General features: G+C 68.9%; 20 protein-coding genes and 1 pseudogene. 11 read left to right on the forward strand and 10 right to left on the reverse strand.

Going from position 1 to position 23,055, the window contains the following annotated elements; translation table 11 throughout:
* Positions 1 to 36 precede the first annotated feature (36 nt).
* Positions 37 to 654, reverse strand: a complete 618-nt coding sequence (locus tag QM708_RS06625) for a hypothetical protein (RefSeq protein ID WP_415105730.1) — start codon at positions 652 to 654, stop codon at positions 37 to 39.
* Between the two features lie 310 nt (positions 655 to 964).
* On the opposite strand from QM708_RS06625, the gene QM708_RS06630 reads away from it, so the two are divergent.
* The 6 genes and pseudogenes from QM708_RS06630 to QM708_RS06655 all read left to right on the forward strand — a co-directional run bounded on the left by QM708_RS06630 (position 965) and on the right by QM708_RS06655 (position 10,015).
* A complete protein-coding gene (locus QM708_RS06630; RefSeq protein WP_415105733.1) occupies positions 965 to 1,549 on the forward strand; it encodes a GNAT family N-acetyltransferase in 585 nt (194 codons plus the stop codon).
* A 172-nt stretch (positions 1,550 to 1,721) separates the two neighbouring features.
* A complete protein-coding gene (locus QM708_RS06635) occupies positions 1,722 to 3,389 on the forward strand; it encodes an NAD(P)-binding protein (RefSeq protein ID WP_415105736.1) in 1,668 nt (555 codons plus the stop codon).
* Between the two features lie 17 nt (positions 3,390 to 3,406).
* Positions 3,407 to 6,973, forward strand: a complete 3,567-nt coding sequence (gene nifJ / locus QM708_RS06640) for a pyruvate:ferredoxin (flavodoxin) oxidoreductase (protein WP_415105739.1) — start codon at positions 3,407 to 3,409, stop codon at positions 6,971 to 6,973.
* 2 nt (positions 6,974 to 6,975) lie between these two features.
* Positions 6,976 to 7,986 carry a dihydroorotate dehydrogenase-like protein gene (locus QM708_RS06645; RefSeq protein WP_415105742.1) on the forward strand — a complete coding sequence of 337 codons (1,011 nt, stop codon included), beginning with the start codon at positions 6,976 to 6,978 and terminating at the stop codon, positions 7,984 to 7,986.
* 45 nt (positions 7,987 to 8,031) lie between these two features.
* Positions 8,032 to 9,213, forward strand: a pseudogene (locus QM708_RS06650) (glycosyltransferase); the annotation flags it as partial.
* A 520-nt stretch (positions 9,214 to 9,733) separates the two neighbouring features.
* Positions 9,734 to 10,015, forward strand: coding sequence for a YchJ family protein (locus QM708_RS06655; protein ID WP_415111331.1), 282 nt, complete (start codon positions 9,734 to 9,736; stop codon positions 10,013 to 10,015).
* Between the two features lie 7 nt (positions 10,016 to 10,022).
* On the opposite strand, the gene QM708_RS06660 is transcribed toward QM708_RS06655, so the two are convergent.
* Together QM708_RS06660 and QM708_RS06665 are read right to left on the reverse strand one after the other, a co-directional pair.
* Entirely contained in the window at positions 10,023 to 10,493 is a 471-nt protein-coding gene (locus QM708_RS06660) for an RpiB/LacA/LacB family sugar-phosphate isomerase (RefSeq protein WP_415105744.1), read from the reverse strand.
* A 135-nt stretch (positions 10,494 to 10,628) separates the two neighbouring features.
* Positions 10,629 to 11,084, reverse strand: a complete 456-nt coding sequence (locus tag QM708_RS06665) for a hypothetical protein (RefSeq protein WP_415105747.1) — start codon at positions 11,082 to 11,084, stop codon at positions 10,629 to 10,631.
* Positions 11,085 to 11,137: 53 nt separating this feature from the next.
* Here QM708_RS06665 and QM708_RS06670 point away from each other — a divergent pair, with 53 nt between their 5' ends.
* Positions 11,138 to 11,383 carry a hypothetical protein gene (locus QM708_RS06670; RefSeq protein ID WP_415105750.1) on the forward strand — a complete coding sequence of 82 codons (246 nt, stop codon included), beginning with the start codon at positions 11,138 to 11,140 and terminating at the stop codon, positions 11,381 to 11,383.
* Between the two features lie 85 nt (positions 11,384 to 11,468).
* Positions 11,469 to 12,086: a GyrI-like domain-containing protein gene (locus tag QM708_RS06675; RefSeq protein ID WP_415105753.1), complete on the forward strand. Its 618-nt coding sequence runs from the start codon at positions 11,469 to 11,471 to the stop codon at positions 12,084 to 12,086.
* 124 nt (positions 12,087 to 12,210) lie between these two features.
* On the opposite strand, the gene QM708_RS06680 is transcribed toward QM708_RS06675, so the two are convergent.
* On the reverse strand, positions 12,211 to 13,482 hold the full coding sequence (locus QM708_RS06680) for an MFS transporter (protein WP_415105756.1): 1,272 nt from the start codon (positions 13,480 to 13,482) through the stop codon (positions 12,211 to 12,213).
* Between the two features lie 28 nt (positions 13,483 to 13,510).
* Between QM708_RS06680 and QM708_RS06685 the strand changes: the two genes are divergently transcribed.
* Positions 13,511 to 14,149 carry a hypothetical protein gene (locus tag QM708_RS06685; protein ID WP_415105759.1) on the forward strand — a complete coding sequence of 213 codons (639 nt, stop codon included), beginning with the start codon at positions 13,511 to 13,513 and terminating at the stop codon, positions 14,147 to 14,149.
* Positions 14,150 to 14,232: 83 nt separating this feature from the next.
* Here the strand turns inward: QM708_RS06685 and QM708_RS06690 are convergent, their stop codons facing one another.
* From QM708_RS06690 to QM708_RS06700, 3 genes are all read right to left on the reverse strand, one after another.
* Complete coding sequence (locus QM708_RS06690; RefSeq protein ID WP_415105762.1) at positions 14,233 to 16,617, reverse strand: heavy metal translocating P-type ATPase; 2,385 nt, start codon at positions 16,615 to 16,617, stop codon at positions 14,233 to 14,235.
* A 212-nt stretch (positions 16,618 to 16,829) separates the two neighbouring features.
* Entirely contained in the window at positions 16,830 to 17,141 is a 312-nt protein-coding gene (locus QM708_RS06695) for a heavy-metal-associated domain-containing protein (protein ID WP_415105765.1), read from the reverse strand.
* A gap of 28 nt (positions 17,142 to 17,169) precedes the next feature.
* The gene (locus QM708_RS06700; protein WP_415105768.1) at positions 17,170 to 17,553 is read right to left on the reverse strand and encodes a metal-sensitive transcriptional regulator; all 384 of its coding nucleotides are present in this window, start codon (positions 17,551 to 17,553) and stop codon (positions 17,170 to 17,172) included.
* A gap of 537 nt (positions 17,554 to 18,090) precedes the next feature.
* Here QM708_RS06700 and dnaB point away from each other — a divergent pair.
* Positions 18,091 to 20,289: a replicative DNA helicase gene (dnaB, locus tag QM708_RS06705; RefSeq protein ID WP_415105771.1), complete on the forward strand. Its 2,199-nt coding sequence runs from the start codon at positions 18,091 to 18,093 to the stop codon at positions 20,287 to 20,289.
* A 20-nt stretch (positions 20,290 to 20,309) separates the two neighbouring features.
* On the opposite strand, the gene QM708_RS06710 is transcribed toward dnaB, so the two are convergent.
* Positions 20,310 to 20,606, reverse strand: a complete 297-nt coding sequence (locus QM708_RS06710) for a GrpB family protein (protein WP_415105774.1) — start codon at positions 20,604 to 20,606, stop codon at positions 20,310 to 20,312.
* Between the two features lie 323 nt (positions 20,607 to 20,929).
* Between QM708_RS06710 and QM708_RS06715 the strand changes: the two genes are divergently transcribed.
* On the forward strand, positions 20,930 to 22,036 hold the full coding sequence (locus tag QM708_RS06715; protein ID WP_415105777.1) for a VIT1/CCC1 transporter family protein: 1,107 nt from the start codon (positions 20,930 to 20,932) through the stop codon (positions 22,034 to 22,036).
* A 163-nt stretch (positions 22,037 to 22,199) separates the two neighbouring features.
* Here QM708_RS06715 and QM708_RS06720 read toward each other — a convergent pair whose 3' ends face one another.
* Both QM708_RS06720 and QM708_RS06725 read right to left on the reverse strand, forming a co-directional pair.
* On the reverse strand, positions 22,200 to 22,640 hold the full coding sequence (locus QM708_RS06720; RefSeq protein ID WP_415105780.1) for an iron chaperone: 441 nt from the start codon (positions 22,638 to 22,640) through the stop codon (positions 22,200 to 22,202).
* Positions 22,637 to 23,050, reverse strand: a complete 414-nt coding sequence (locus tag QM708_RS06725) for a VOC family protein (protein ID WP_415105782.1) — start codon at positions 23,048 to 23,050, stop codon at positions 22,637 to 22,639. Before QM708_RS06725 ends, QM708_RS06720 begins: the two co-directional genes overlap by 4 nt.
* Positions 23,051 to 23,055 lie beyond the last annotated feature (5 nt).

A 23,055-nucleotide genomic window follows, 5' to 3' on the forward strand; every position in this document is an offset into this window, starting at 1 on the left:
TGTCTTGAGGCGACCGCTCCGAACGAGTGAAGCGATTTACTCTCCCTCTCGGTATGACGGAAGGTCGTCGCATCCCATCGGACTCGTGGAAGCGGCGATAATCCGCTCCGTGGCGGGTTGGGGCGACGGTGATCCCGGCACCTCGGACGCCGCAGGCGCCGCGCCGTAGGGCACGGCCGCGCAGACGTTCTCGAACGGATCGACATCCATGAGCACCTCGATCCGCTCCCCCAGCACGACCACCGCGGTGGGTGTCCGGAGCGCCTCGGCCAAACCCGCGGTGGACGCCGCGGGCACGTCGAGGGTGAGAGCATCCCCGCGGAGCGAGGCGTGGGCGGTCCCTCCCGGTTCGAGCGGCGGCGCGTAGTTGATGTCGCCCCTGAACGGCGAGGCGGCGCCCCACCACCCCCAGCAGTCACCTCCCGGCGACGCCACCGGAGCCGCGAGCGCGCGGCAGACGATGCCGCCGGCCGGGTAGCGAGCCCATGCCTCGTAGGCGATCGTGGTGATGGGAAAGTTCTCCGCAGTACCGGTGTTGATCACCTCCACCGCTCCGGTGACGGGCACCCGCACCACATCCTGCTCGCCGTCTCGCCCTGGGAGCGGATCGCCCAGCCAGAAATCGGCCCGCATCGCGGCCGGCAACCCGGTCACAGTGCGCAGTTCACCCGACACACTCACATCCGGCGGTGGCGCAGCCGGATCCACCCGCGGTCCCAACGAGGACGGCCCGGGCGACCGCGCAACCGAGGGCTGAGGCGTCACCGTCGGCCGCTCGCACACCCCAATGAGCCCGCACCGCACATCAACGGCACCACAGCCCGCCAGCGCCACCCCGGTCGCGAGCGCGACAAGCGCAACAAGCAGACGACTCGAACCGGACACACCCCGACAGTACGTCGTCTTCACGCGTCGTGAGAGTCGCACGATCCCAGGAACCAGAGGCCCGCATAGGCTGGTCGCCGTGCCTACCGCCTGGACCATCGCCCCGCTCACCGCCGACGACGTCGTTGAGGCCGTCCGCGCGCACATCGCGCTGCAACTGGTGTCGTACGCGCATCTGGCGGACGCCGATCATTCGCGCATCCTGTGGGAGTCCTACGACCGGCGCGTCGCCGAGTTGACCGCCGATCTCACCGAAGCGGACGCCGCCCGCGCCGCCGGCGAACAGCCGCGCACCTCGCACTGGGTGGCCCGCGGGACGCACGGCGCGGTCGTCGGCCTCGCCCTCACCCAGCGCGGCACCCCCGACTGGGAGCGGGATTCCCTCGGCGACGCCTGGACCCATCCCGGCGTCGACTGGCTGCTCGACGGCCTCTACGTCATTCCCGAGGCCCGCGGTCAGCGCCTGGGCACACGCCTGCTGGACGCCGCCCTCCCCGGCAACCGGGGCGCCTATCTGTGGGTGATCACCGGCAACGAGCGCGCCGCCGAGTTCTACCGGCGCCACGGCTTCGACTTCGACGGCACCACCAGCAACACCGGCGAGCATTGGGGTCACCTGGGCATGCGCCGCATGGTCCGCCCCGACGGACGCCCATCCGCCTGAGGGCATGTCACCCGGCCAAACAAAGTCAGCGGCAAGCCGAGACGTCGCGGCACAGCCCTCGCACCGACGGCACGAGATGACCCACGGCGTCCGAATCACCTAGCGAAACCCCATTTAGGCACGGTCGCCATAGCCAAATAACAACGCCTCCATGCGTACTACCGTCAGTAGTATGGGTCTGATTCTGTCGACCAATGGAGGTTGCATGATGGACATGCCCACGCAGCGCGACATCTCCCATCTGCCCGATCTGGGCGCATCCCGCGGGCGAGTCGGGCCGGTGCGCGTCCGCATGCCGATCTATGTCGATCTGCTGCCGCCGTGCAATCAGGCCTGCCCGGCGGGCGAGAACATCCAGGAATGGCTGCGGCTGGTCAAGGCGTCCGACGACCGCGGCGCCTGGCTGGAGCTGACCCGCAACAATCCGTTCCCCGCGATCCACGGCCGGGTCTGCTATCACCCGTGCGAGACCTCCTGTAACCGGGTCGAGCTCGACGGGGCGGTGTCGATCCATTCGGTCGAGCGCTACCTGGGCGATCTGGCCATCGAGAAACAGTGGCAGTTCACTCCGCCCGCCTACAGCTCCGGACGCCGGGTGCTGATCGTCGGCTCGGGCCCCTCGGGGCTGTCGGCCGCCTATCACCTGCGCATGCTGGGGCATGAGGTCGAGGTGCATGACGCGTCCGATCTGCCCGGCGGCATGATGCGCTACGGCATTCCCGCCTACCGGCTGCCGCGTGATGTTCTCGATGCCGAGATCGCGCGGATCCGCACCATGGGCGTCACCTTCGTGCAGAACCACAATGTCACCGACCTGATCGCCGAGCGCGAGGCGGGCCACTTCGACGCGGTGTTCGTCGCGATCGGCGCCCACTTGAGCAAGCGGGTCGACATTCCCACCCGCGACGCCGGGCGCATCGTGGACGCGGTGAGCTTCCTGCGCGATGTCGCTTCGGGCGAGCGCCCGCTGATCGGACGCCGCGTCGCCGTCTATGGCGGCGGCAACACCGCCATGGACGCCGCCCGCGTGGCCCGCCGGCTGGGTGCTGAGGAGTCGATCGTGGTCTACCGGCGCACCCAGGAGCAGATGCCCGCGCACGCCGAGGAGCGCGAGGAGGCGGTCCGCGAGGGTGTGAAGATGAACTGGCTGCGCACGATCTCCGAGATCGACGAGGGCCAGATGCAGGTCGAGATCATGGAGCTCAACGACGAGGGCAGGGCGGTCGGCACCGGGCGCTACGAGACGCTCCAGGCCGACACCGTGATCCTGGCGCTGGGCCAGGAGGCGGATTCGAAGTTCCTGGCCAAGATTCCCGGGATGGCCTTCGACGGCGATGTCGTGCAGGTCGATCCGACCACGCTGATGACGAACGTGCCGGGCATCTTCGCCGGCGGGGACGCCGTGCCGTCCGAGCGCACCGTCACCGTCGGGGTGGGGCACGGCAAGAAGGCGGCCCGGATGATCGACGCCTACCTGCAGGGGCGTCCGGCGGTGCAGGCCCCCAAGCACGATCTGGCCAGCTTCGACAAGCTGAACCTGTGGTACTGGGGCGACGACCGGCGCACCGCGCAGCCCGAACTCGACGTCGAGCAGCGGCTCAACTTCGACGAGATCGTCGGCGGCCTGACCGAGGGCCAGGCCTACACCGAGGCGTGGCGCTGCCTGTCGTGCGGCAACTGCATCGAGTGCGACGGCTGCCTGGGCAGTTGCCCCGAGGATGCGGTGATCAAGCTCGGCAAGGGGCTGCGTTACCGCTATGACTACACGAAATGCACCGGGTGCGCGACCTGCTACGAGCAGTGTCCCGTGCACGCGATCGAGATGATCTCAGAGCGCTGAGGCCGGAAGGAACGATCATGACGCGAGCGATCATCGACGGCAACGAGGCTGCGGCCTCGGTGGCCTACCGGCTCAACGAGCTGTGCTCCATCTACCCGATCACGCCGTCCTCGACGATGGCCGAGCTGGCTGACGAGTGGGCCGGCCAGCGGCGGCTCAACGTGTTCGGCACGCTGCCGACCGTCATCGAGATGCAGTCCGAGGGCGGCGCGGCGGGCGCGCTGCACGGCGCGCTGCAGGGTGGCGCGCTGAGCACGACGTTCACGGCGTCCCAGGGATTGCTGCTGATGATCCCGAATATGTACAAGATCGCCGGCGAGCTGACCTCGACGGTGTTCCATGTGGCGGCGCGCTCGCTGGCCACTCAGGGCTTGAGCATCTTCGGCGATCATCAGGACGTGATGGCCGTCCGGCAGACCGGCTTCGCCCTGCTCAGTTCGGCGCATGTGCAGGAGGCGCACGACTTCGCCGCGATCGCCCAGTTGGCGACGCTGCGCAGCCGGGTGCCGTTCCTGCATTTCTTCGACGGTTTCCGCACCTCGCACGAGCTGAACACCCTCGACATGCTCAGCGACGACGACCTGCGCGCCTACATTCCCGAGCCGCTCATCCTCGACCACCGCGACCGGGCGCTCTCCCCCGAGCATCCCTACATCCGCGGCACCGCACAGAATCCGGACACCTACTTCCAGTCCCGCGAGACGGTCAACCCGTTCTACGAGCGGGTTCCGGGCCTGGTCAGCACGGCGATGGACGAGTTCGCCGCGCTCACCGGACGCCACTACCGCCTGGTCGAATACCACGGCGCCCCGGACGCCGACCGCGTCCTGGTGATCATGGGTTCGGCCGCGCAGACGGTGAAGCAGTCCGTCGACCACCTCACCGCGCAGGGCGAGAAGGTGGGTGTGGTCCAGATCCGGCTGTACCGGCCGTTCCCGGTCGCCGACGTGCTGGCCGCGATCCCCGAGACGGTCACCAAGATGGCGGTGATGGACCGCACCAAGGAGCCGGGCGCCGGCGGCGAGCCGATGTTCCTCGACGTGTGCGCCGCGCTGGCCGAGGCGGTGGCGTCCGGCACCCGCGTGACGCTGCCGCGGGTGATCGGCGGACGCTATGGGCTGTCCAGCAAGGAGTTCACCCCGGCGATGGCGGTCGGCGTGTTCGCCGAACTGGCCAAGGCGTCGCCGCGTCCGCGGTTCACCGTCGGCATCACCGATGACGTGTCGCTGACCAGCATTGACTACCCGGCCGGCCTCGACGTCGAATCCCCCGCGACTCGGCGGGCGGTGTTCTACGGCATCGGTTCGGACGGCACGGTGGGCGCCAACAAGAACACGATCAAGATCCTGGGCGGCATCGAGGGCGTCTACGCGCAGGGCTATTTCGTCTACGACTCGAAGAAGTCGGGTTCGCGGACGGTGTCGCATCTGCGGTTCGGTCCCGAACCGATCACCGCGCCGTACCTGATCAGCCAGGCCGACTTCATCGGCGTCCATCACTGGTCGATCCTGGAGCGGGTCAACGTGCTGCGCTACGCCCGCGCGGGCACGGTGGTGCTGGTCAACGCGCCGCACCCACCCGAGGAGTTGTTCGCGCACCTGCCCGCGGCGATGCAGAGCACCCTGATCGAGAAGCGCTGCGAGCTGTGGACGATCGACGCCAACGCCGTCGCTCGCACCGCCGGCATGGGCAACCGCACCAACACGGTGCTGCAGACCTGCTACTTCGCGATCTCGAAGGTGCTGCCGCGCGAAGAGGCGATCGACAAGGTCAAGGCGTCGATCCGCAAAACCTACGGACGCCGCGGCCCCGAGGTGGTCGCCAAGAACGAGGCGGCCGTGGACGCCGCGATCGCCCACCTGCACCGCGTCGAGGTGCCGGACGCCGTCGCCTCCGATGTGCCGATGCTCGCCCCGGTGCCCCTCAGCGCGCCCGAGTTCGTCCGCGACGTCACCTCGAAGATGCTGCTCGATGAGGGCGACGACCTGCCCGTGTCGGCGCTGCCGGTGGACGGCACCTACCCCTCGGCGACGACCAAGTACGAGAAGCGCAATATCTCCGACCTGGTCGCGGTGTGGGACGCGGAGGCATGCATCCAGTGCGGCAACTGCGCGTTCGTGTGCCCGCACTCGGTGCTGCGCGCCAAGTACTACCGCGACAAGGCACTTCACGGCGCCCCGGACTCCTTCCAGAGCGCCCCGCTGAACGCGGCCGGCCTGCCCGGCTCGCGCTACACCCTGCAGGTGTACGCCGAGGACTGCACCGGCTGCTCGCTGTGCGTCGAAGCCTGCCCGGTCACCTCCAACGACGGCCTGCGCCGCAAGGCGATCAACCTCGAGCACGTCGTCGACCGCGAGCCGACCCGCACCAACGTGGCCTTCTTCGAGCAACTCCCGGTCAACCTGCGCAGCCGGGTCGACTTCGGCACCGTGCGCGGCGTCCAATACCTGGAGCCGCTGTTCGAGTTCTCCGGCGCCTGCTCCGGCTGCGGCGAGACGCCCTACCTGAAGCTACTCAGCCAGCTGTTCGGCGGACGCGCCACCGTCGCGAACGCGACCGGGTGCAGTTCGATCTATGGCGGCAACCTGCCGACCACACCGTGGGCGCGCAACAAGTACGGACGCGGCCCCGCCTGGTCGAACTCGCTGTTCGAAGACAATGCCGAGTTCGGGCTCGGCCTGCGCCTGGCCGCCGACCTGCACACCTCGCGAGCCCGGACGCTGCTGGACCAGTTGCGTCCCGAGATCGGCGACGACGCCCTGATCGACGGCATCCTGGAAAACGAGCAGCGATACGAGTCCGACCTGTCGGCGCAATTCCGGGCGGTGGAGGAATTGAAGTTCCTGCTCGACAAGATTCCCGGGCCGAAGGCGTCCGATCTGCGCTCGATCGCCGACCACCTGATGCGGCGCTCGGTGTGGATCGTCGGCGGCGACGGCTGGGCGTTCGACATCGGCTCGGGTGGCCTCGACCACGTGCTCGCTTCGGGGCGCGACGTGAACGTGCTGGTGCTCGACACCGAGGTGTACTCCAATACCGGCGGGCAGGCGTCCAAGGCGACGCCGATGGGTGCGGTCGCCAAGTTCGCCTCGGCGGGCAAGGAAACCCATTCGAAGGACCTGGCCATGCAGGCGATCGCCTACGGCAACGTGTACGTGGCCCGGGTGGCGATGGGCGCGGACCCGCAGCAGACACTCAAGGCGTTCCGTGAGGCGGAGGCCTACGACGGGCCGTCGCTGATCCTGGCCTACAGTCACTGCATCGCGCACGGCATCGACATGAAGAAGGGCCTCGACCAGCAATACCTGGCGGTCAACTCCGGGCATTGGCCGCTGATGCGGTTCAATCCGGTGCTGCGGATGGCCGGCGAAAACCCGTTCCTGCTCGACTCGCCGCGCCCTCGGCTCAGCCTGCGCAAGTACCACGACAACGAGCTGCGCTTCCGGATGCTGAAACGCACCGACCCCGAGACCGCCGAACGGATGCTTGAATTCGGGCAGTTCGAGGTCGACCGGCGCTGGCGCGACTACGAGCAGATGTCTGCCAGGACGGCGTCCGAATTCGCCGTCGATGCGAAGGAGTGACGATGGACCTGACCACCAGCTACCTCGGCCTGGAGCTGGCCCACCCGATCATCGCGTCGGCGGGCCCGCTCACCCAGACGGTGGAGGGCGTGAAGGAACTCGTCGGCGGCGGCGCGTCCGCCGTGGTGCTGCACTCGCTGTTCGAGGAGCAGCTGCGTGCCGAACTGGCCCGCGACGAGCAGTTGATCGCCGCACACGAGGACACCTTCGCCGAGGCGCTCGACTACTTTCCCAGCAGCCCGGTCACCGCGAAGTCGGCCGCCTACAGCTACCTGTCCCTGGTCGAACGCGCGGTCGCCTCGGTCGACGTGCCCGTGATCGCCTCGCTGAACGGCGCCGACCTGGGCGGCTGGGTCGAGTTCGCCCGCGAACTCGCCGACGCGGGGGCGTCCGCGATCGAACTCAACATCTACATGGTGCCCGGCGACGTGAAGACGACCGGCGCGCTGGTGGTGAAGCGGCATCTGGAGATCGTGTCGGCCGTCACCGAGGCCGTGACGATTCCGGTGTCGGTGAAGATGTCGCCGTACTTCTCCTCGGTCGGCAACGTCGCGTTGCAGCTGGTGGACGCCGGGGCGTCCGGGCTGGTGCTGTTCAATCGGTTCCTACAGCCGGATGTGAACATCGAGACCCTGCACACCGACGCCGGGTTCGAGTTGTCGACGCCGCACGAGGGACGCCTGCCGCGCACCTGGATCGCGTCGCTGCGCAACCAGACCAACGCCTCACTGGCCGGCTCGTCGGGGGTCGATTCGAGCGAGGACGTGGTCAAATACCTGCTGGCGGGCGCCGACGTGGTGATGACCACCGCCGCCCTGGTGCGGCACGGCCGCGGCTACACCCGCGAGATGCTCGGCGGGCTGCAGGCGTGGATGACCCGCAAGGGCTTCGTGTCGCTGGAACAGGTGCGCGGCATGCTCGCGGTACCGGCGATGACCGACGGCGAGGCCGCCGGCCGCGGCGGCTACGTGACGGCCATCCAAGCAGCGAAGGCCCGCTACGGCTCCCTGTGATCTTCGGCCGTCCGCGTTAGGGTGGCAGGGATGGACGAGATGCCGATGCTTCACCTGCCCAAGGCCGAGCCGCCCTTCGCGGCCCCGGCTTCCGCACCGACCGGCACGGCGCGGCGGCGTCCGTTGCGCGTGGCGCTGTTCACCGACAACTACGGGCCCAGCCACAGCGGGCTGCTGTACGCGGTGCAGTTCCTCGAGGGCGAACTGCTCGCCGAAGGCTTCCAGGTGCAGGTGGTGGCGCCGGCCTGCTCGGGGCCGAACCCCTACCGCGGGCATCCGGGACGCACCGAGGTGCGGCTGCCGTCGATGAAGCTGCCCGGGGTTCCGCTCGCGGTCGCGAACGGGCGCAAGTTCGAGCGGTTCCTGGACGCCTTCGCCGCCGATCCGCCCGACGTGATCCACGTGCAAGGGCTGGGCACCGTCGGCATGCTCGGCGTGTGGGCCGCCGACCGCACCGAGCGGCCACTCATGGTCACCTGGCACACCGACTTCGCCGCCTACGCCGACTACTACGCGGCGATGACCCCGTTCATGGATGCCTACTACCGGCTGATCAAACTCGCGACCCAAGGTATGAAACGCCCCTCGCTACGCGATATGCAGCGCTGGGTGAAGGGACGTCCGCTGAAACGCGGCTTCTCCCGCCGCGCGGTGATCAACGCCGCGCGCGACATGCTGGAGGCGTCCGAGATCGTGACCACCCCGTCGGAGAAGACCGCCGCCCGGGTGCGCGAGTTGACCTCGGTGGCCCGGGTGCGCGTCGTGCCGAACGGCGCGGACGCCCTGCCCGACGGGCCGGCGCTGCCGAAGGGGCCGGGGCCGCGCATCGTGTACGTCGGGCGGATCGCGCCCGAGAAGAACATCGGCCTGCTGCTGGAGGCGTTCGGCTGGGTGCGCGAAGAGATTCCCGACGCCGAACTGATGATCGTCGGCGACTGGCGCAAGTCCGGTCCGCTGCGGCCCGCGCTGCAACTCGCCCGGCGGCGGGCCGGCGTGACGCTGGTCGGCGAAGTGCCGCGCGACAAACTGGGCCCCTACTACGCCTCGGGCGACGTATTCGCGTTCCCGTCGCAGACCGACACCCAGGCGCTCGTCCTGCACGAGGCCGCGCACGCGGGCCTGCCCATCGTCACGGTCGATCCCGAACTGCGCCTGGTGGTCGACCCCGGCGTCAACGGCCTGGTCACCCGGCCCACCGCCGAAGCGTTCGCGCGTGGACTGGTCGAGATGCTGCGCCGCCTGGAGGATCCTGAGTTCGCGGCGTCCGCACGGGCGCGTTCGCGGGAGATGGCGGGCTGGTGGACGATCAAGAACCAATCCCGGGCCATCGTCGACCTCTACCGAGCCCTCGCCGACGGCCGCGAGATCGAAGAATCGCTGACCGCGATTCCGCCGGTGACGCTCGCTTCGCCCCCTGCCGATGCTCACGCTTCTGCCGAGTCGATGCCCGTCGTGCCTCGGTCGCCGGCCGACGCAGGGAGCGCCGACAGCGGGAGCGACAACGGCAAGAACAGCCCCGTTTCTGATCATGCGTCCGGCTCAGCGCCCGCCGTCACGCGCTCCGGCGCCGCCGAGGCCGACCGCCCCGCCGATCCGGGTTCGCCGCGGGCACCCCACGATCCGACGATCCCGCCGAGGGCGAGCCCGCGGCATGAACACCCCGTGCCCCTGCGGGAACGGAAAGCCGTATGGCGGGTGCTGCGGGCGGCTGCACAGTGGGCGTCCGGCGGCGACCGCGCAGATGCTGATGCGGTCGCGGTATTCGGCGTTTGCGCTCGGGCTGGAGTCCTATCTGCTCGAAACCTGGCATCCGTCGACCCGGCCCGCCTCGCTCGATCTCGATCCCCGCACCGTCTGGACCGGTCTCACCGTGCATGCCACCAGCGACGGGCTGGCGTATCACACGCGCGGCACGGTGAGCTTCACCGCAACCTTCGAGACCCGCGGGCGCCCGGGATCATTGACCGAAACGAGCCGCTTCGTCACCGAGGACGGCCGCTGGCTGTACCTCGACGGCGTCGTCTCCTGAGGCGGCCTCAGTCCTGAAGCGGGCGGATGTGGCGTTCGGCGATCTCGGCCACCTTGGCGACGCGGCGGGCGTACTTCTCTTCGGTGTCGCCGAGCCAGTCGGTGGTCATCCAGGTCTTGACGATCTCCATGGCCAGCAGCGAACCGATGATCTTGGCGCCGATGCACATCACGTTCGTGTTCGAGTGTGAGCGGGCCAGGTAGGCGCAGTAGGGATCCTGCGCGACGGCGGCGAACAGGCCCGGGATCTTGTTGGCGATCATCGCCGAGCCGTAGCCGACACCGTCGATGAAGATACCGCGGTCGCAGTCGCCGCGGGCGATGGCCAGCGAGGCCGGGTAGACGAAGTCGGGAAGATCACATGCTTCTTCGTCGAAGGTGCCGAAGTCGACGACCTCGTGGCCTTGGCTTTGCAGCCAGGCGGCGATCTCCTTCTTCACTGGGGTTCCGGGATGGTCATTGGCGAGGGCGATACGCATGGCCTCACGCTAGCCACGCCGGGCTCCCGGCGCGCGCGTTGGCGCAGCATTTCTCATCACTCGTCGCGCAGCACGCCCGGAAAACAGCAGTCCCACTGATGTTTTTCAGCCCCGCCCGAATTCGAGCGCAGTGATTTACCGCGCGCGCAGACAGCACATGAGGGCGGGGAACCGATCAAGGAGAGCGACCTCGGATCGCCTGACCTTCAACCATGAGTCCCGCTCATGGGCGATGCTCCCGAACACGACCGAACCGTCCCTGCGCAGGATCGCCACGTCCTCGGGCCACTTTGGCGCGATCCAGTCGTAGGGCAGCGGACCCTCCTTGAGCCACACCGCGACCTGCTCGGTCAGCGGGACCGAGCACACCGTTGCCTTGCCGTCGAGGAGCCTCGTTCCGGGCCATCGTTTCGACCGTCGCGTGGCCTGCTCCCCGTCTGGGTTCAACACATCGACGAGCGCTCGCGCGCTCGGCTCGAAGTCGAGGTCATCCTGGTAGACGAACTGGACTCGGCTCCCCACCAGCACACAGAAGTCGATGAGTTCGGCGTACTCGTGCCGAGTCCACCGACCGGGGCCGTCCAGCTTCATCGCGGTGCTTCCTTCCCGCCCGAGCGTGCTTCCACCGATCCTTTCACGGCGCGATGGTCATCGACGCCGAGATCCTGGCGGCCGGCACAGCCACGTCACGCGGGCGGTTGCGGCGTGCTTCGGCCGCCGGCTCCTCCTGCTCGGTGATCCTCGCTGCCTCTGCTTCGCACTGCGTGACCGATTTCTATGTCCAGATTCGCGGGCCGCGGCATTTGCCCTTGTCGCCGGACCCCTCGCTGAATCTGGACATAGAAAACGACCATCGTCCCGCCTTGCAGACGCCGAACCGCGGATCGTGACCGCCCCGGCCGCCTGTTCGGCGCCACAATGGTGGAGCAACCGGCGAGCGAAGCGGCGCGCCGGGCGGGCCGGAGGATGAGCATCGTGAAGATCGACTTCAAGAAGACCGTCGACGCCTACACAGCGCGTCAGGGCGAGTTCAGAATCCTCGACGTGCCGCCGACGGCGTACCTGATGGTCGATGGCCACGGCGATCCGAACGATGCCGGCGGCGAGTACGCCGACGCCCTCGCCGCGCTCTATCCGGTCGCGTATGCGCTCAAGTTCGCCAGCAAGCAGAAACTCGACCGTGACTACGTCGTTCCCCCGCTGGAGGCACTGTGGTGGTCGGTGGACATGGAAGCCTTCACGGGCAGTCGCGACAAGACCGTTTGGGACTGGACGGCAATGATCATGGTGCCCGAATGGCTCACCCATGCCATGGTCGAAGACGCCATCGCGGCCGCGCGACGGAAGACGAACTCGGTCTCGCTCGATCTCGTCCGCTACGAAACCCTCGACGAAGGACTGTGCGTGCAGACGCTGCACCTCGGCTCCTACGACGACGAGGCGCCGGTCCTCGCGCACATGCACGACGAGTTCATCCCCGGCTCCGGCCTACGGATGACCGGCCGGCACCACGAGATCTACTTCAGCGATCCGCGCAAGGTGGCACCGGCCAAGCTCCGCACACTGTTGCGCCAGCCCGTCGAACGGACCTAACCCGCGCTGGCAAGGATCGTGGGCAGCACGCACGCGGACCCAGCTGAGTCGGTCGCAAGGATCGACCACTCGGCCGGGGTCACCTCCACTCCCACGACCGTCGAGTGGTCGGTTCTCGCGACCGTCAGCGACGGGCGTCGCTGACGCGGTAGGCGATCCAGCCGATGGCGGCGGCGGGGATGATCAGGGCTCCTGAGATCATCGCGAGGCCGCCGAAGCCGACCCAGGCGAGCAGGGGTCCGCTCAGGATCGCGGCGGTCGCGCCTCCGTAGCTCATCAAGGCATCGGTCGCCCCCTGCAAGGGAACACGCACGGCACCGGAATCGACACCGGCCAGTAGCACCGACGCCGAGATCGTCGCCGCCGACCAGCCGAGGCCGAGCAGAGTCAGCGAGACCATCACCGCGGGCATGCTGTGCGGCGCCGCGAACGCGACCGCCGCGGACGCCCCCAGCACCAACAACCCGCCGAGGGCGGTCTTGAGCGCGCCGATGCGGTCCGCGGCCCAGCCGAACACGGGACTGAGCGCGTACATGCCGAGAATGTGCGCGCTGATCACCAGGCCGACGATGCGCAGGCCGTGCCCGCCATGCCCAAGATGCACCGGCGTCATCGACATGATGCCGACCATCACCGCGTGCGCCGCGACGAGCAGCACCACCCCGAACCGGGCCCGCGGATGCCGCATCGCCCAGACGAGTGCCGCGAGTGCACCCACCGGCTTGGTTGCTCCCCGCGATCCGGATGCCTCGGATGCGGACGGCGCCCCACCCGAACCAGGCGCGCTTCCGTGAGACGTGCGTGCGGGGCGTCCGAGGAATAGGCCGATCACGGTTCCGGCCAACGTGAAGGCGACGACCGAGAACAGGTACGGCCCGGCCAGTTCGCGCACACCGAGCCGGGCGCCCAGCGAGGCGCCCAATTCGCTCAAGTTGGGGCCGACCACCGAACCGATGGTGGTCGCCCAGACCACGAACGACATGGTCCGGCCGCGGCGTTCGGGTGCGGCGACCTCGGAGGCCGCATACCGCGCTTGCAGGTTGGTCGCCTGCGCGAAACCGAATCCGACCAGGCCGAGCAGGGTGAGCCAGACCGATCCGGCGGTGGCGCCGGCGATGACCACCAGTCCACCGAGGACCGCACCCGAGTAGCCGAGGGTGAGGGCGCGGCGGCGTCCGTGACGGGCGGCGAGTGCGGCCAACGGGACGGCGGCGATACCGGCGCCGAGCACGCTGACGGCCTGGCCCAGTCCGGCCATCGCGGTGCCGCCGAGTTCGGCGATGAGCAGCGCGCCGACGGCGATGCCGGAGGCCACCCCGACCCCGCCGAGGATATTGCTGGCGACGAGGGTGAGCAGGGGGCGCTTGGAGACGCGCGCCGGGTTATCGGTGGTCATGGGAATCCTCGGATGTCAGGATCGATACATGGATAGGAGCATGGGCAGTGCCGCACCGGAGGGAACCGTGTTGCTGCACCGGTTCACGGTGAAGCCGAGGCACCTCGACGACTGGCTCGCCCGCTGGCCCGAGGTCCGGGCCCTGCGCGAACGGCACGGGTTCGTCCTGCATCAGGGCTACGTCGAAACGGACGCCGAACCGAAGGTCACGCTGCTCTGGTCGCATACCGACCCCGCCCGGGGCCGGGCGGCGCTGGACGCCGACGCTGCGGCGTCCGGTCTGCACACGGCGTTGGCGCCGCATGTGTTCCGGAACACGGTCGAGCGCGAGGTCCGGGCCGAACTGCTCACCCCGCCGGTGCCGCCCGACGAGCGCCGCACGGTGGTGATGCGCCGCTATGCGATCGTCGGCGGCTGGGAGCCGTTCCTGCGGATCTGGCGGCGCATCGTGCCGGTCCGGGAGCGACACGGGTTCCGGGTGCTGTTCGCCGTCGCCGACGAGCCGCACGACCTGTTCACCTGGGCCTTCGACTACGAGGGTGACTGGGCCGGCTTCCCAGAAGCCCAGCGCGGCTACTACCGCGACCCGGCGCGCGTGGAGTTGCGCGGCGTCTTCGACCACATGGCCGACTATTCGCTGCACCCCGCCCGGCCGCTGCCACGGTAACCATGCACCGGGCGTCCGGCGAACTCGCCGCGTCCGGCCCGGCCGCTGCCACGGTGAGCAGGGCCGGACGGGAACCGGAAACCTCACGCCGACTCCGGGCGGAACCGGCGCAGCAGCAGGCTGTTCGCGACCACGAACACCGAGCTGAACGCCATCGCCGCACCGGCGATCATCGGCGTCAGCATGCCGAACGCCGCCAGCGGAATCGCCGCCACGTTGTAGGCGAACGCCCAGAACAGGTTGAGCCGGATCGTGCGCAGGGTCGAGCGCGACAGCCGGATCGCGTCCACGGCAAGCATCAGGTCCGAACGCATCAGGGTGATGCCCGCGGCCTCCTTGGCGGCGTCCGTGCCCGAGCCCATCGCGATGCCGAGATCGGACGCCGCGAGCGCGGCCGCGTCGTTGACGCCGTCGCCGACCATCGCCACCTGCCCCGAGGCTTGCAGTTCGCGGATCACCGCGACCTTGCCGTCGGGCCGGACGCCGGCGCGCACCTCGTCGATGCCGACCTGTGCGGCGACCGCGCGGGCGGCGCGTTCGTTGTCGCCGGTGAGCAGGACGGGGGTGAGTCCCAGTTCACGCAGCCGGGCGATCGCGGCAGCCGAGGTGTCCTTGAGGGTGTCGGCCAGGGACACCACACCCACCGGGTGTAGGTCACCATCGATTGACGCCCTGACCGGGCGCACGCCCGTGTCCGGCACGACCAGACTCGCTCCCTTGCCGTCGAGCGAGACCTCGACCGAACGCACGTCCCCATCGCCCGACACCTCGACCGGATGCGATTCTCCGCCGTCACCTGACACGATCCCGACCTCCCGCGAGACGACGACGGGGGTCTCGCCGCGGGACTGCGCGGCGTCCACGGCCTCGGCGAGCACCCGGGGCAGCGGGCCCGCGGCGTCCGGGCGGACCACGCTCACCCGCACCCCGTCGACGACCGCGTGGACACCCTCGCCGGGCACGTTCTCGAAGCCATCCAGGGCACCCAGGCCGGAGGCGGCGTCCACCACCGCTTTGGCGAGCGGATGCTCCGAGCCGGATTCGGCGGTGCCCGCCCAGCGGAGCAGGTCGGCGTCGGTCACCCCTTCGACCGGGGTGAGGCCGACGACGCGCAGGTCGCCGCGGGTGATGGTGCCGGTCTTGTCGAGCGCGATGGTGCCGACGGCGCGGGCGTGCTCGAGGATGTCGGGTCCGGCGATGATGACGCCCATCCGGGCGCCGCGTCCGGTGCCGACCAGCAGCGCGGTCGGGGTGGCCAGGCCGAGGGCGCAGGGGCAGGCGATGATCAGCACGGCGACGGCGGCGGTGGCGGCGAACACGACGGACTCCCCCGCGATCAGCCAGCCGGCCAGGGTGAGCGCGGCGATGACGAGCACGATGGGCACGAAGACGCCGGAGATCTTGTCGGCGAGCGCCTGCACGGGCGCCTTGCGGGTCTGGGCCTCTTCGACCATCCGCGCCATCCGGGACAGTTCGGTGTCGGCGCCGAGCGCGGTGGCGCGGACGACGAGGCGTCCGTTGGCGTTGACGGTGGCGCCGACGACCTTGTCGCCGGGGGCTTTGTCGACGGGCACCGACTCGCCGGTGATCATCGACTCGTCCACCGCCGAGGTTCCGGTGACCACGACCCCGTCGGTGGCGACCTTCTCCCCGGGGCGCACGACGAACTCCTCGCCGAGGGCGAGCCGGTCGATCGGGATCGCGACCTCGACGCCGTCGCGCAGCACGGTGGCCTGGGTGGCGCCGAGGGTCAGCAGAGCCCGCAGGGCATCGGACGCCTGCGTGCGGGCGCGAGCCTCGAACCAGCGTCCGGCCAGCAGGAACGTGATGATCCCGACCACGGCCTCGAAGTAAACCGAGGCCCCGTCGGAGCGGCCGAGGGTGAGCGTGAACGGGTGCGTGTAGTGCAGGGTGCCGGCGTGGGTGAAGAACAGCGCCCACAGCGAGTAGAAGTAGGCGGCGGTGGTGCCGAGCGACACCAAGGTGTCCATGGTGGCGGCGCGGTGGCGCAGGTTGACCAGCGCCGAACGGTGGAAGTGGCGTCCGGCCCAGGCGTACACGGGGGTGGCCAGGACGAGCGAGGCCCACGTCCAGCCCGGGAATTGCAGCGCCGGGACCATCGCGATCGCGATCACCGGCACGGCCAGGACGGCGGCCCAGATCAGGTCGCGCTTGAGCATCCCGGCGCGGTCGGGCTCGGGTTCGGCCGGGTCGGGCAGTTTGGCGCCGTAGCCGGTCTTCTCGACGACGGCGATCAGGTCGGCGACGGTGACGCCGGTCGGCGCCAGCACCTTGGCCTTCTCGGTGGCGTAGTTGACCGATGCGGTGACGCCGTCGACCTTGCCGAGTTTCTTCTCGATGCGCGCCGCGCACGAGGCGCAGGTCATGCCGGTGATGTCGAGTTCGATGGACGCCCGGCGGTCGGTCCGGTCGGTGGTGGGGTCGGTGTGGGTGGTCGGGGTTGGCATGGATTCCTCCTGGGTGCGGAGGGCCGGCGTGTGGTCGCAACGGACGCCTGAGGCGTCCGGCGAGGACGAACCGGCCCTGGCGAGGGAGTGGACGGACCGCCGGGAGGGCCCCGGCGGCCTGGGGTGTTCCGGACCAGAACCCCTGACCGGACGCCCATCGGGCGCTGAGCGGCGGCGGCGGCCGGCTCGGTCAGGGGGCTGGACGGCCCGGGTCAGGAGACGGTGTAGTCCCCGGCCTCGGCGACGGCCTCGACGATGCGGTCGAAGTCGACCGGGGCGTCCGAGGTGACCGTCAGCGCGCCGGAGTCGAGATCGACCTCGACGCCGGTCACGCCGGGGATCGCCGAGACCTCTTCGGTGACCGCGCTGGTGCAGTGGCTGCAGGTCATGCCGGTGACGGTGTAGTTGGCGACGACGGCGCCGGAGGCCTGGGGCTGCTCCTGCTGCTCGGACTGCTCGTGCCCGCAGCCGCAACCACAGCCGCCGCCGGTGGCCTTGGTGTCGGTGATGGTGAGGTCGGCCATGTTCGTTTCTCCTTGTGGTGGATGGGTGTCAGCTGCGGACGAGGCGCGCGATGGCTTCGGACGCCTCTTGGATCTTCTCTTCGGCCGCGGCACCACCCTCGCGGGCGGCGGCGACGACGCAGTGGGCCATGTGGTCTTCGAGCAGTTCGAGGGCGACCGCTTGGAGCGCCTTCGTCATCGCCGAGACCTGGGTGAGGATGTCGATGCAGTACTTCTCTTCCTCGACCATGCGCTGCAGGCCGCGGGCCTGGCCCTCGATGCGGCGCAGGCGGCGCAGGTAGTTGTCTTTGGCGGTGATGTAGCCGTGCTGGTGGCCGGGTTCGCCGGCGTCCGCGCTGTGGCAGCACCCTTCGGCGGGGGCGGCGTCCAGTGCGCGCGCGTCGTCGGGGACGACGGTGGTGGCTTCGGTCATGGTTCCTCCTCGGACCAGTCCAACTATACCCCCTTGGGGTTTATTCCGGCGGGGGTTCGGTGATGCCTTTCCAACACCTGCGACCATCACCCCTAGTGGGGACACGCCCTGTGGACAACCCGTGGATGGCACCAAAGTCCTAGCACCTCCATCCACAGTGGCGCCACTCGCCGCAGGGGGCGTCTCATCACGACCCTCGCCCAGAAATTCACAGGGATGAACTTCCATCACCCCTAGCCAAAGGCCTGTTTCTGCGAAAAGAATCTCGTCGTCCCCACCGTCACGGCGTGTCGCACACAGGCCGGACGCCGTGCGTCCACAGCTATCCACAGGTTTTCCACATCTGGGGTGGAAGGGCCGGTTTGTGAGGCGTCCGGCAAGGGTCTACCGTCGACTGATCCGGCGTGCGACGGGCGCGCGGGCGACGGGCCGTCCGGCCGCCACACCACGGCCCGGCAGGCGGATTTGCGGCGCCGATGAAGAATGTCAGTCGCCGCCTTTAGCGTGGTGGCGAGCGAGAAAGGACGGCGCGTACCGATGACGACGGACCAGCGAACCGAGTGGTCGAACGACGTTGCCGCGTTCGAGCAGCCCGGCTCGCGCGTCGACCGGACGCCGCCGCAGGACTTGGCCGCCGAGCAGAGCGTGCTGGGCGCCATGCTGCTCAGCAAGGATGCGATCGGCGAGGTCACCGAGGTACTGAAGGGCCGGGACTTCTATCGCCCGGCGCACGAGTTCATCTACGACGCGATTATGGATCTGTACGGCGGCGGCGAGCCCGTCGACGCCATCACGGTCGGCGACATGCTCGGCAAGCGCGGCCAGCTCGCCCAGATCGGCGGCCCGATCTACCTGCACGACCTGGTGTCGTCGGTGTCGGTGACCGCCAACGCCGTCTACTACGCCGAAATCGTGCGCGACAAGGCGATCTTGCGCCGGCTCGTCGACGCGTCGATGAAGATCTCGCAGATGGGCTACCAGGCCGAAGGCGACGTCACCCAGATCGTCGACCGGGCCCAGCAGGCCATCTACGAGGTGGCCGAGAACCGGACGGCCGAGGACTACCAGCCGTTGTCGGAGCTGGTCGAGGTCACCCTGGACGAGATCGAGGCGCTCACCCAGCACGGCCAGATGGGCGGCGTCCCCACCGGCTTCATCGACCTGGACCATCTCACCAACGGCCTGCACGCCGGCCAGATGATCATCATCGCCGCGCGTCCCGGCATGGGTAAGTCGACGCTGGGGCTGGATTTCGCGCGGGCGGCGTCCATTCGGCACGGACTGTGCTCGGTGTTCTTCAGCCTGGAAATGACGAAGTCCGAGATCGTGATGCGCCTGATGTCGGCCGAGTCGGGCGTGCCGCTGAACGCGATCCGCAAGGGCGACATGAACGAGGAGTACTGGCAGCGGATCTCGAACAAGACCGCCCAGGTGTCGCGGGCGCCGCTGTTCATCGACGACTCCCCCAACCTGACCATGATGGAGATCCGCGCCAAGGCGCGCCGCCTCAAGCAACGCCACGACCTCAAACTGGTGATCATCGACTACATGCAGCTGATGACCTCAGGCAAGAAGGTCGAGTCGCGCCAGCTGGAGGTTTCGGAGTTCTCACGGCAGATCAAGCTCTTGGCCAAGGAACTCGAAGTGCCCGTGGTGGCGTTGTCGCAGCTGAACCGCGGACCGGAATCCCGGCAGGACAAGAAGCCGATGCTGTCCGACCTGCGTGAATCCGGCTGCCTGACCGCCGACACCCGCGTGCTGCGCGCCGACACCGGCGCCGAGGTCACCATGGGCGAACTGCTGGCCTCGGGTGAGCGCAATGTGCCGGTCTGGTCGTTGGACGCCGACCACCGCCTGGTCGCCCGGCCGATGACGCATGTGTTCTCCTCGGGAGTGAAGCAGGTCTACCGGTTACGCCTGACGTCGGGCCGCGAGGTGAAGGCGTCCGCCAATCACCCGTTCCTGACCTATGACGGCTGGATCCCGCTGGGCGAGTTGACCGAGGGCACCCGCGTCGCAATCCCCCGGGTAGTGCCCGAGCCGCTGGCTCCGGTTCGCCGCGATGAGGACGAGATCGTGCGGGCTGCTGCGGCTGCTGGCACCGAGGGGGTGCCGTCGTGGGTGTTCGGGTTGCCGCGCGAACAGGTCGCCCTGTTCCTGCGACACCTGTGGGCAACGGACGGCTCGGTGCGCTGGGACGGCGCCGCCGGACAGGGCCGGATCTACTACGCGTCGACGAGCCGCCGGCTGGCCGACAACGTGATCAGTCTGCTCGGCCGATTCGGGATCGTCGCGTCAATAGCAACCGTTCGCAACAACGATGGGCACCAAGTCATCGTTGATGACCTCACCCAGCAACTTATATTCCTTAGCGAGATCCTTCTGGAAGACGCGGTTCCGCAGGAGACTGCCTCGGAGGCTTTGGAACGCGAGGCCACCAGCAACGTCTACTGGGACGCCGTCGCCAGCATCGAACTGCTCGGTGAGGAGGAGGTGTTCGACGCCACCGTGCTCGACACCCACAACTTCATCGCCGACGGCATCACCGTGCACAACTCACTCGAACAGGACGCCGACGTCGTCATCCTCCTCCACCGAGAGGACGCCTACGACAAGCAGTCCCAGCGAGCCGGCGAAGCCGACTTCATCATCGCCAAGCACCGCAACGGCGCCACCGACACTCTTCCGGTCGCCTTCCAGGGTGCGCTCAGTCGTTTCGTGGACATGCAGCGCTAGCTGCGAACCGGACCGAGCGATCAGGAACCGTCGCGCCTTGCCCGAGCGATCAAGTCCTCGATGACAGCACGTTTGAGCTCGGAGTACTGGATCAGGCTGTCGGGCGCCTTCGTCGCCGCACGTTGTTTCACTCGGGCATAGCGCTCAGCATCGGCCGGGTGGCTTCGAAGATGATCACGAAGAAGCAGGTTGTCACGCCACAGCGATCCGCCGAACTCGACGACGTGCGCGTTGAAGGCCTGCCACCCCGGCCTCAGGCGGCGTTCCTCCTCACGGAACCGATCGGGCCAGGCCGCGTCATAGCTAGCGACGACCACAGGTTCATCCGCGTCTGGTCCTATAGCTTCAGAGTAGGGCGATGGATGGCCGCTTCTTCTGGTGCAGTTGCCGGCTCGCCGAATGAGACGAACGTGGACCGGTGCGCCCGTCTGGTCGTCGTCGTGTGATCATGGTGGTGAAGGGGAGTAGCTCCGACGTCCTGGCTGAGTGCCGGGACGCCCGATGTGTCGACATACTGGCCGGTCAGAATGACGGGCCCGGCACATCACCCGCCAGGCGGGCGAGCGAGACCTTCGACCGTGTTCGTCGCGGTCGATCCCCTTCGGGCTCGGTCGCGGCGCTGATCGAAAGAGCCCTCCTGATGTCTTCTGACGTTGCTTCCGCGCGCGCGACCTCCGCACGCCGCGACCCGGAAACGCTGCGACGCTGGCGGCAGTACCTCGCAAACGAACGGGCCGAGGCGGCCACCTACCGGCACATCGCCGCTCGGCGCGCCGGCGAGGAACGTGAAATCCTGCTCGGCCTCGCGGACGCCGAAGGCCGCCACGAACAGCACTGGCTGACCCTGCTCGGCGAAGACGTGGGCCGGCCGGTATCCGCCGACCTGCGCACGCGCGTCCTCAGCGCGCTGGCCCGCCGGTTCGGCTCGGTGTTCGTGCTCGCCCTCGTCCAGAACGCCGAAGCGCGTTCGCCTTACAGCACCGATCCTGACGCGACGCCCGAGATGGCCGCCGACGAGCAGGTGCACGAGGAGGTCGTCCGCTCGCTCGCCGAACGTGGCCGCAACCGGCTGTCGGGCACCTTCCGCGCCGCCGTGTTCGGCGCCAACGACGGGCTGGTGTCGAACCTGTCGCTGATCCTCGGCGTGGGGGCGAGCGGCGTCGCGCCGCAGGTGATCCTGCTCACCGGCATCGCCGGCCTGCTCGCCGGCGCGCTGTCGATGGGAGCCGGCGAGTACGTGTCGGTGCATTCGCAGCGCGAATTGCTGGAGGCGTCCACCCCGAACCCGCAGATACACGACGCCCTGCCCGACCTCGACATCGACGCCAACGAGCTCGCCCTGCTCTACCGGGCGCGCGGCATGACCGAAGCCGAGGCGGACGCCCACGCCCACGAAGTGCTGGCCGGGCTGCACACGGCGACCCACCCGGTGCCTGCGCCGTCCGACACCGTGGACCAGCACGAGGCGATCGGCACCGGCATGGGTGCGGCGATCTCCAGCTTCTGCTTCTTCGCCTCGGGCGCCATCATTCCCGTGCTGCCCTACCTGTTCGGGCTGTCCGGAATGCCCGCCGTGCTACTCTCCGCAGGCCTGGTCGGCATCGCCCTGCTGTTCACCGGCGGAGTCGTCGGGCTGCTCTCCGGAACGTCACCGATGAAGCGAGGCCTGCGCCAGCTGGCGATCGGCTTCGGCGCCGCCGCGGCCACCTACCTGCTCGGGCTCGCGTTCGGCACCCACCTCGGCTGACGCGAACCGCGAATCACCCAGCGTCGCGCACGATAGGAACCGTTGCGCACGATATTTCGTAGGCAAGGGTTCCTATCGTGCGCAACAGCATCGGACGCCTCGATGACAGCGGGGCCCGGGCGCCGCCGCTCCGCCGCCGCGGTGACGGCGACGGCCACCCCGACTAGGAGGGGGACGCTCGCCTGACCAGGTCGCGGAGGCGCTGCTCGACGGTGTCCGTCATCGCGGTGACGGCGAAGGCGACCGGCCACATCTCGCCGTCGTCGAGGGCGGCGTTCTCTTCGAAGCCGATCGAACCGTAGCGGGTGCCGAACTTGGTGGCCGGCTGGTAGAAGACGATGTTCTTGCCGTCGTGGGCGTAGGTCGGGAACCCGTACCAGGTCTTCGCGTCGAGGTGTGGCGCCTCCTCCATCACGATCATGTGCAGGCGCTCGGCGATGGCCCGGTCGGCTCCTTCAAGCGCCTCGATCGCGGCCAGGCAGGCCTCGAACTCCTTCGCCTTCTTGGCGGCGCCCTTCACGCCCTTCATCGCCTTGAGTTCCTCAACACGCTGCTTCATGGCGGCGCGCTCGTCAGCGCTGAAACCGCTGCTGGCTTCGCTCATCGCTTGTTCTCCTGGATCCGGATCAAGTTGCCCGCAGGGTCGCGGAACGCGGCGTCGCGCACGCCGTAGTCCTGCTCGATCGGCTCTTGCACGACGTCGGCACCGCGCGCCTCCAGTTGGGCGAAGGTCGCGTCGAGGTCGTCGGTGGCCAACCCGATGCCGAAGTAGCCGCCCTTGGCCACGATCTGGTTGAGCAGCGCGCTCTCTTCGGCGGTGAGCCCGTCGCCGACGCCGGAGGGATGCAGCACGATCGCGGTATCGCGCTGGTTCGGCGGGCCGACGGTGATCCAGCGCATGTTCTGGTAGCCGACATCGAGGCGCACCTCGAAGCCGAGCACGTCACGGTAGAACGCGAGGGACGCCTCGGCGTCGGTGTGCGGCAGGAAGCTGGCGTTGATGGTGATCGTCATGACGC

The organism is Propioniciclava sp., assembly GCF_047602245.1.
GTDB lineage: Bacteria > Actinomycetota > Actinomycetes > Propionibacteriales > Propionibacteriaceae > Propioniciclava.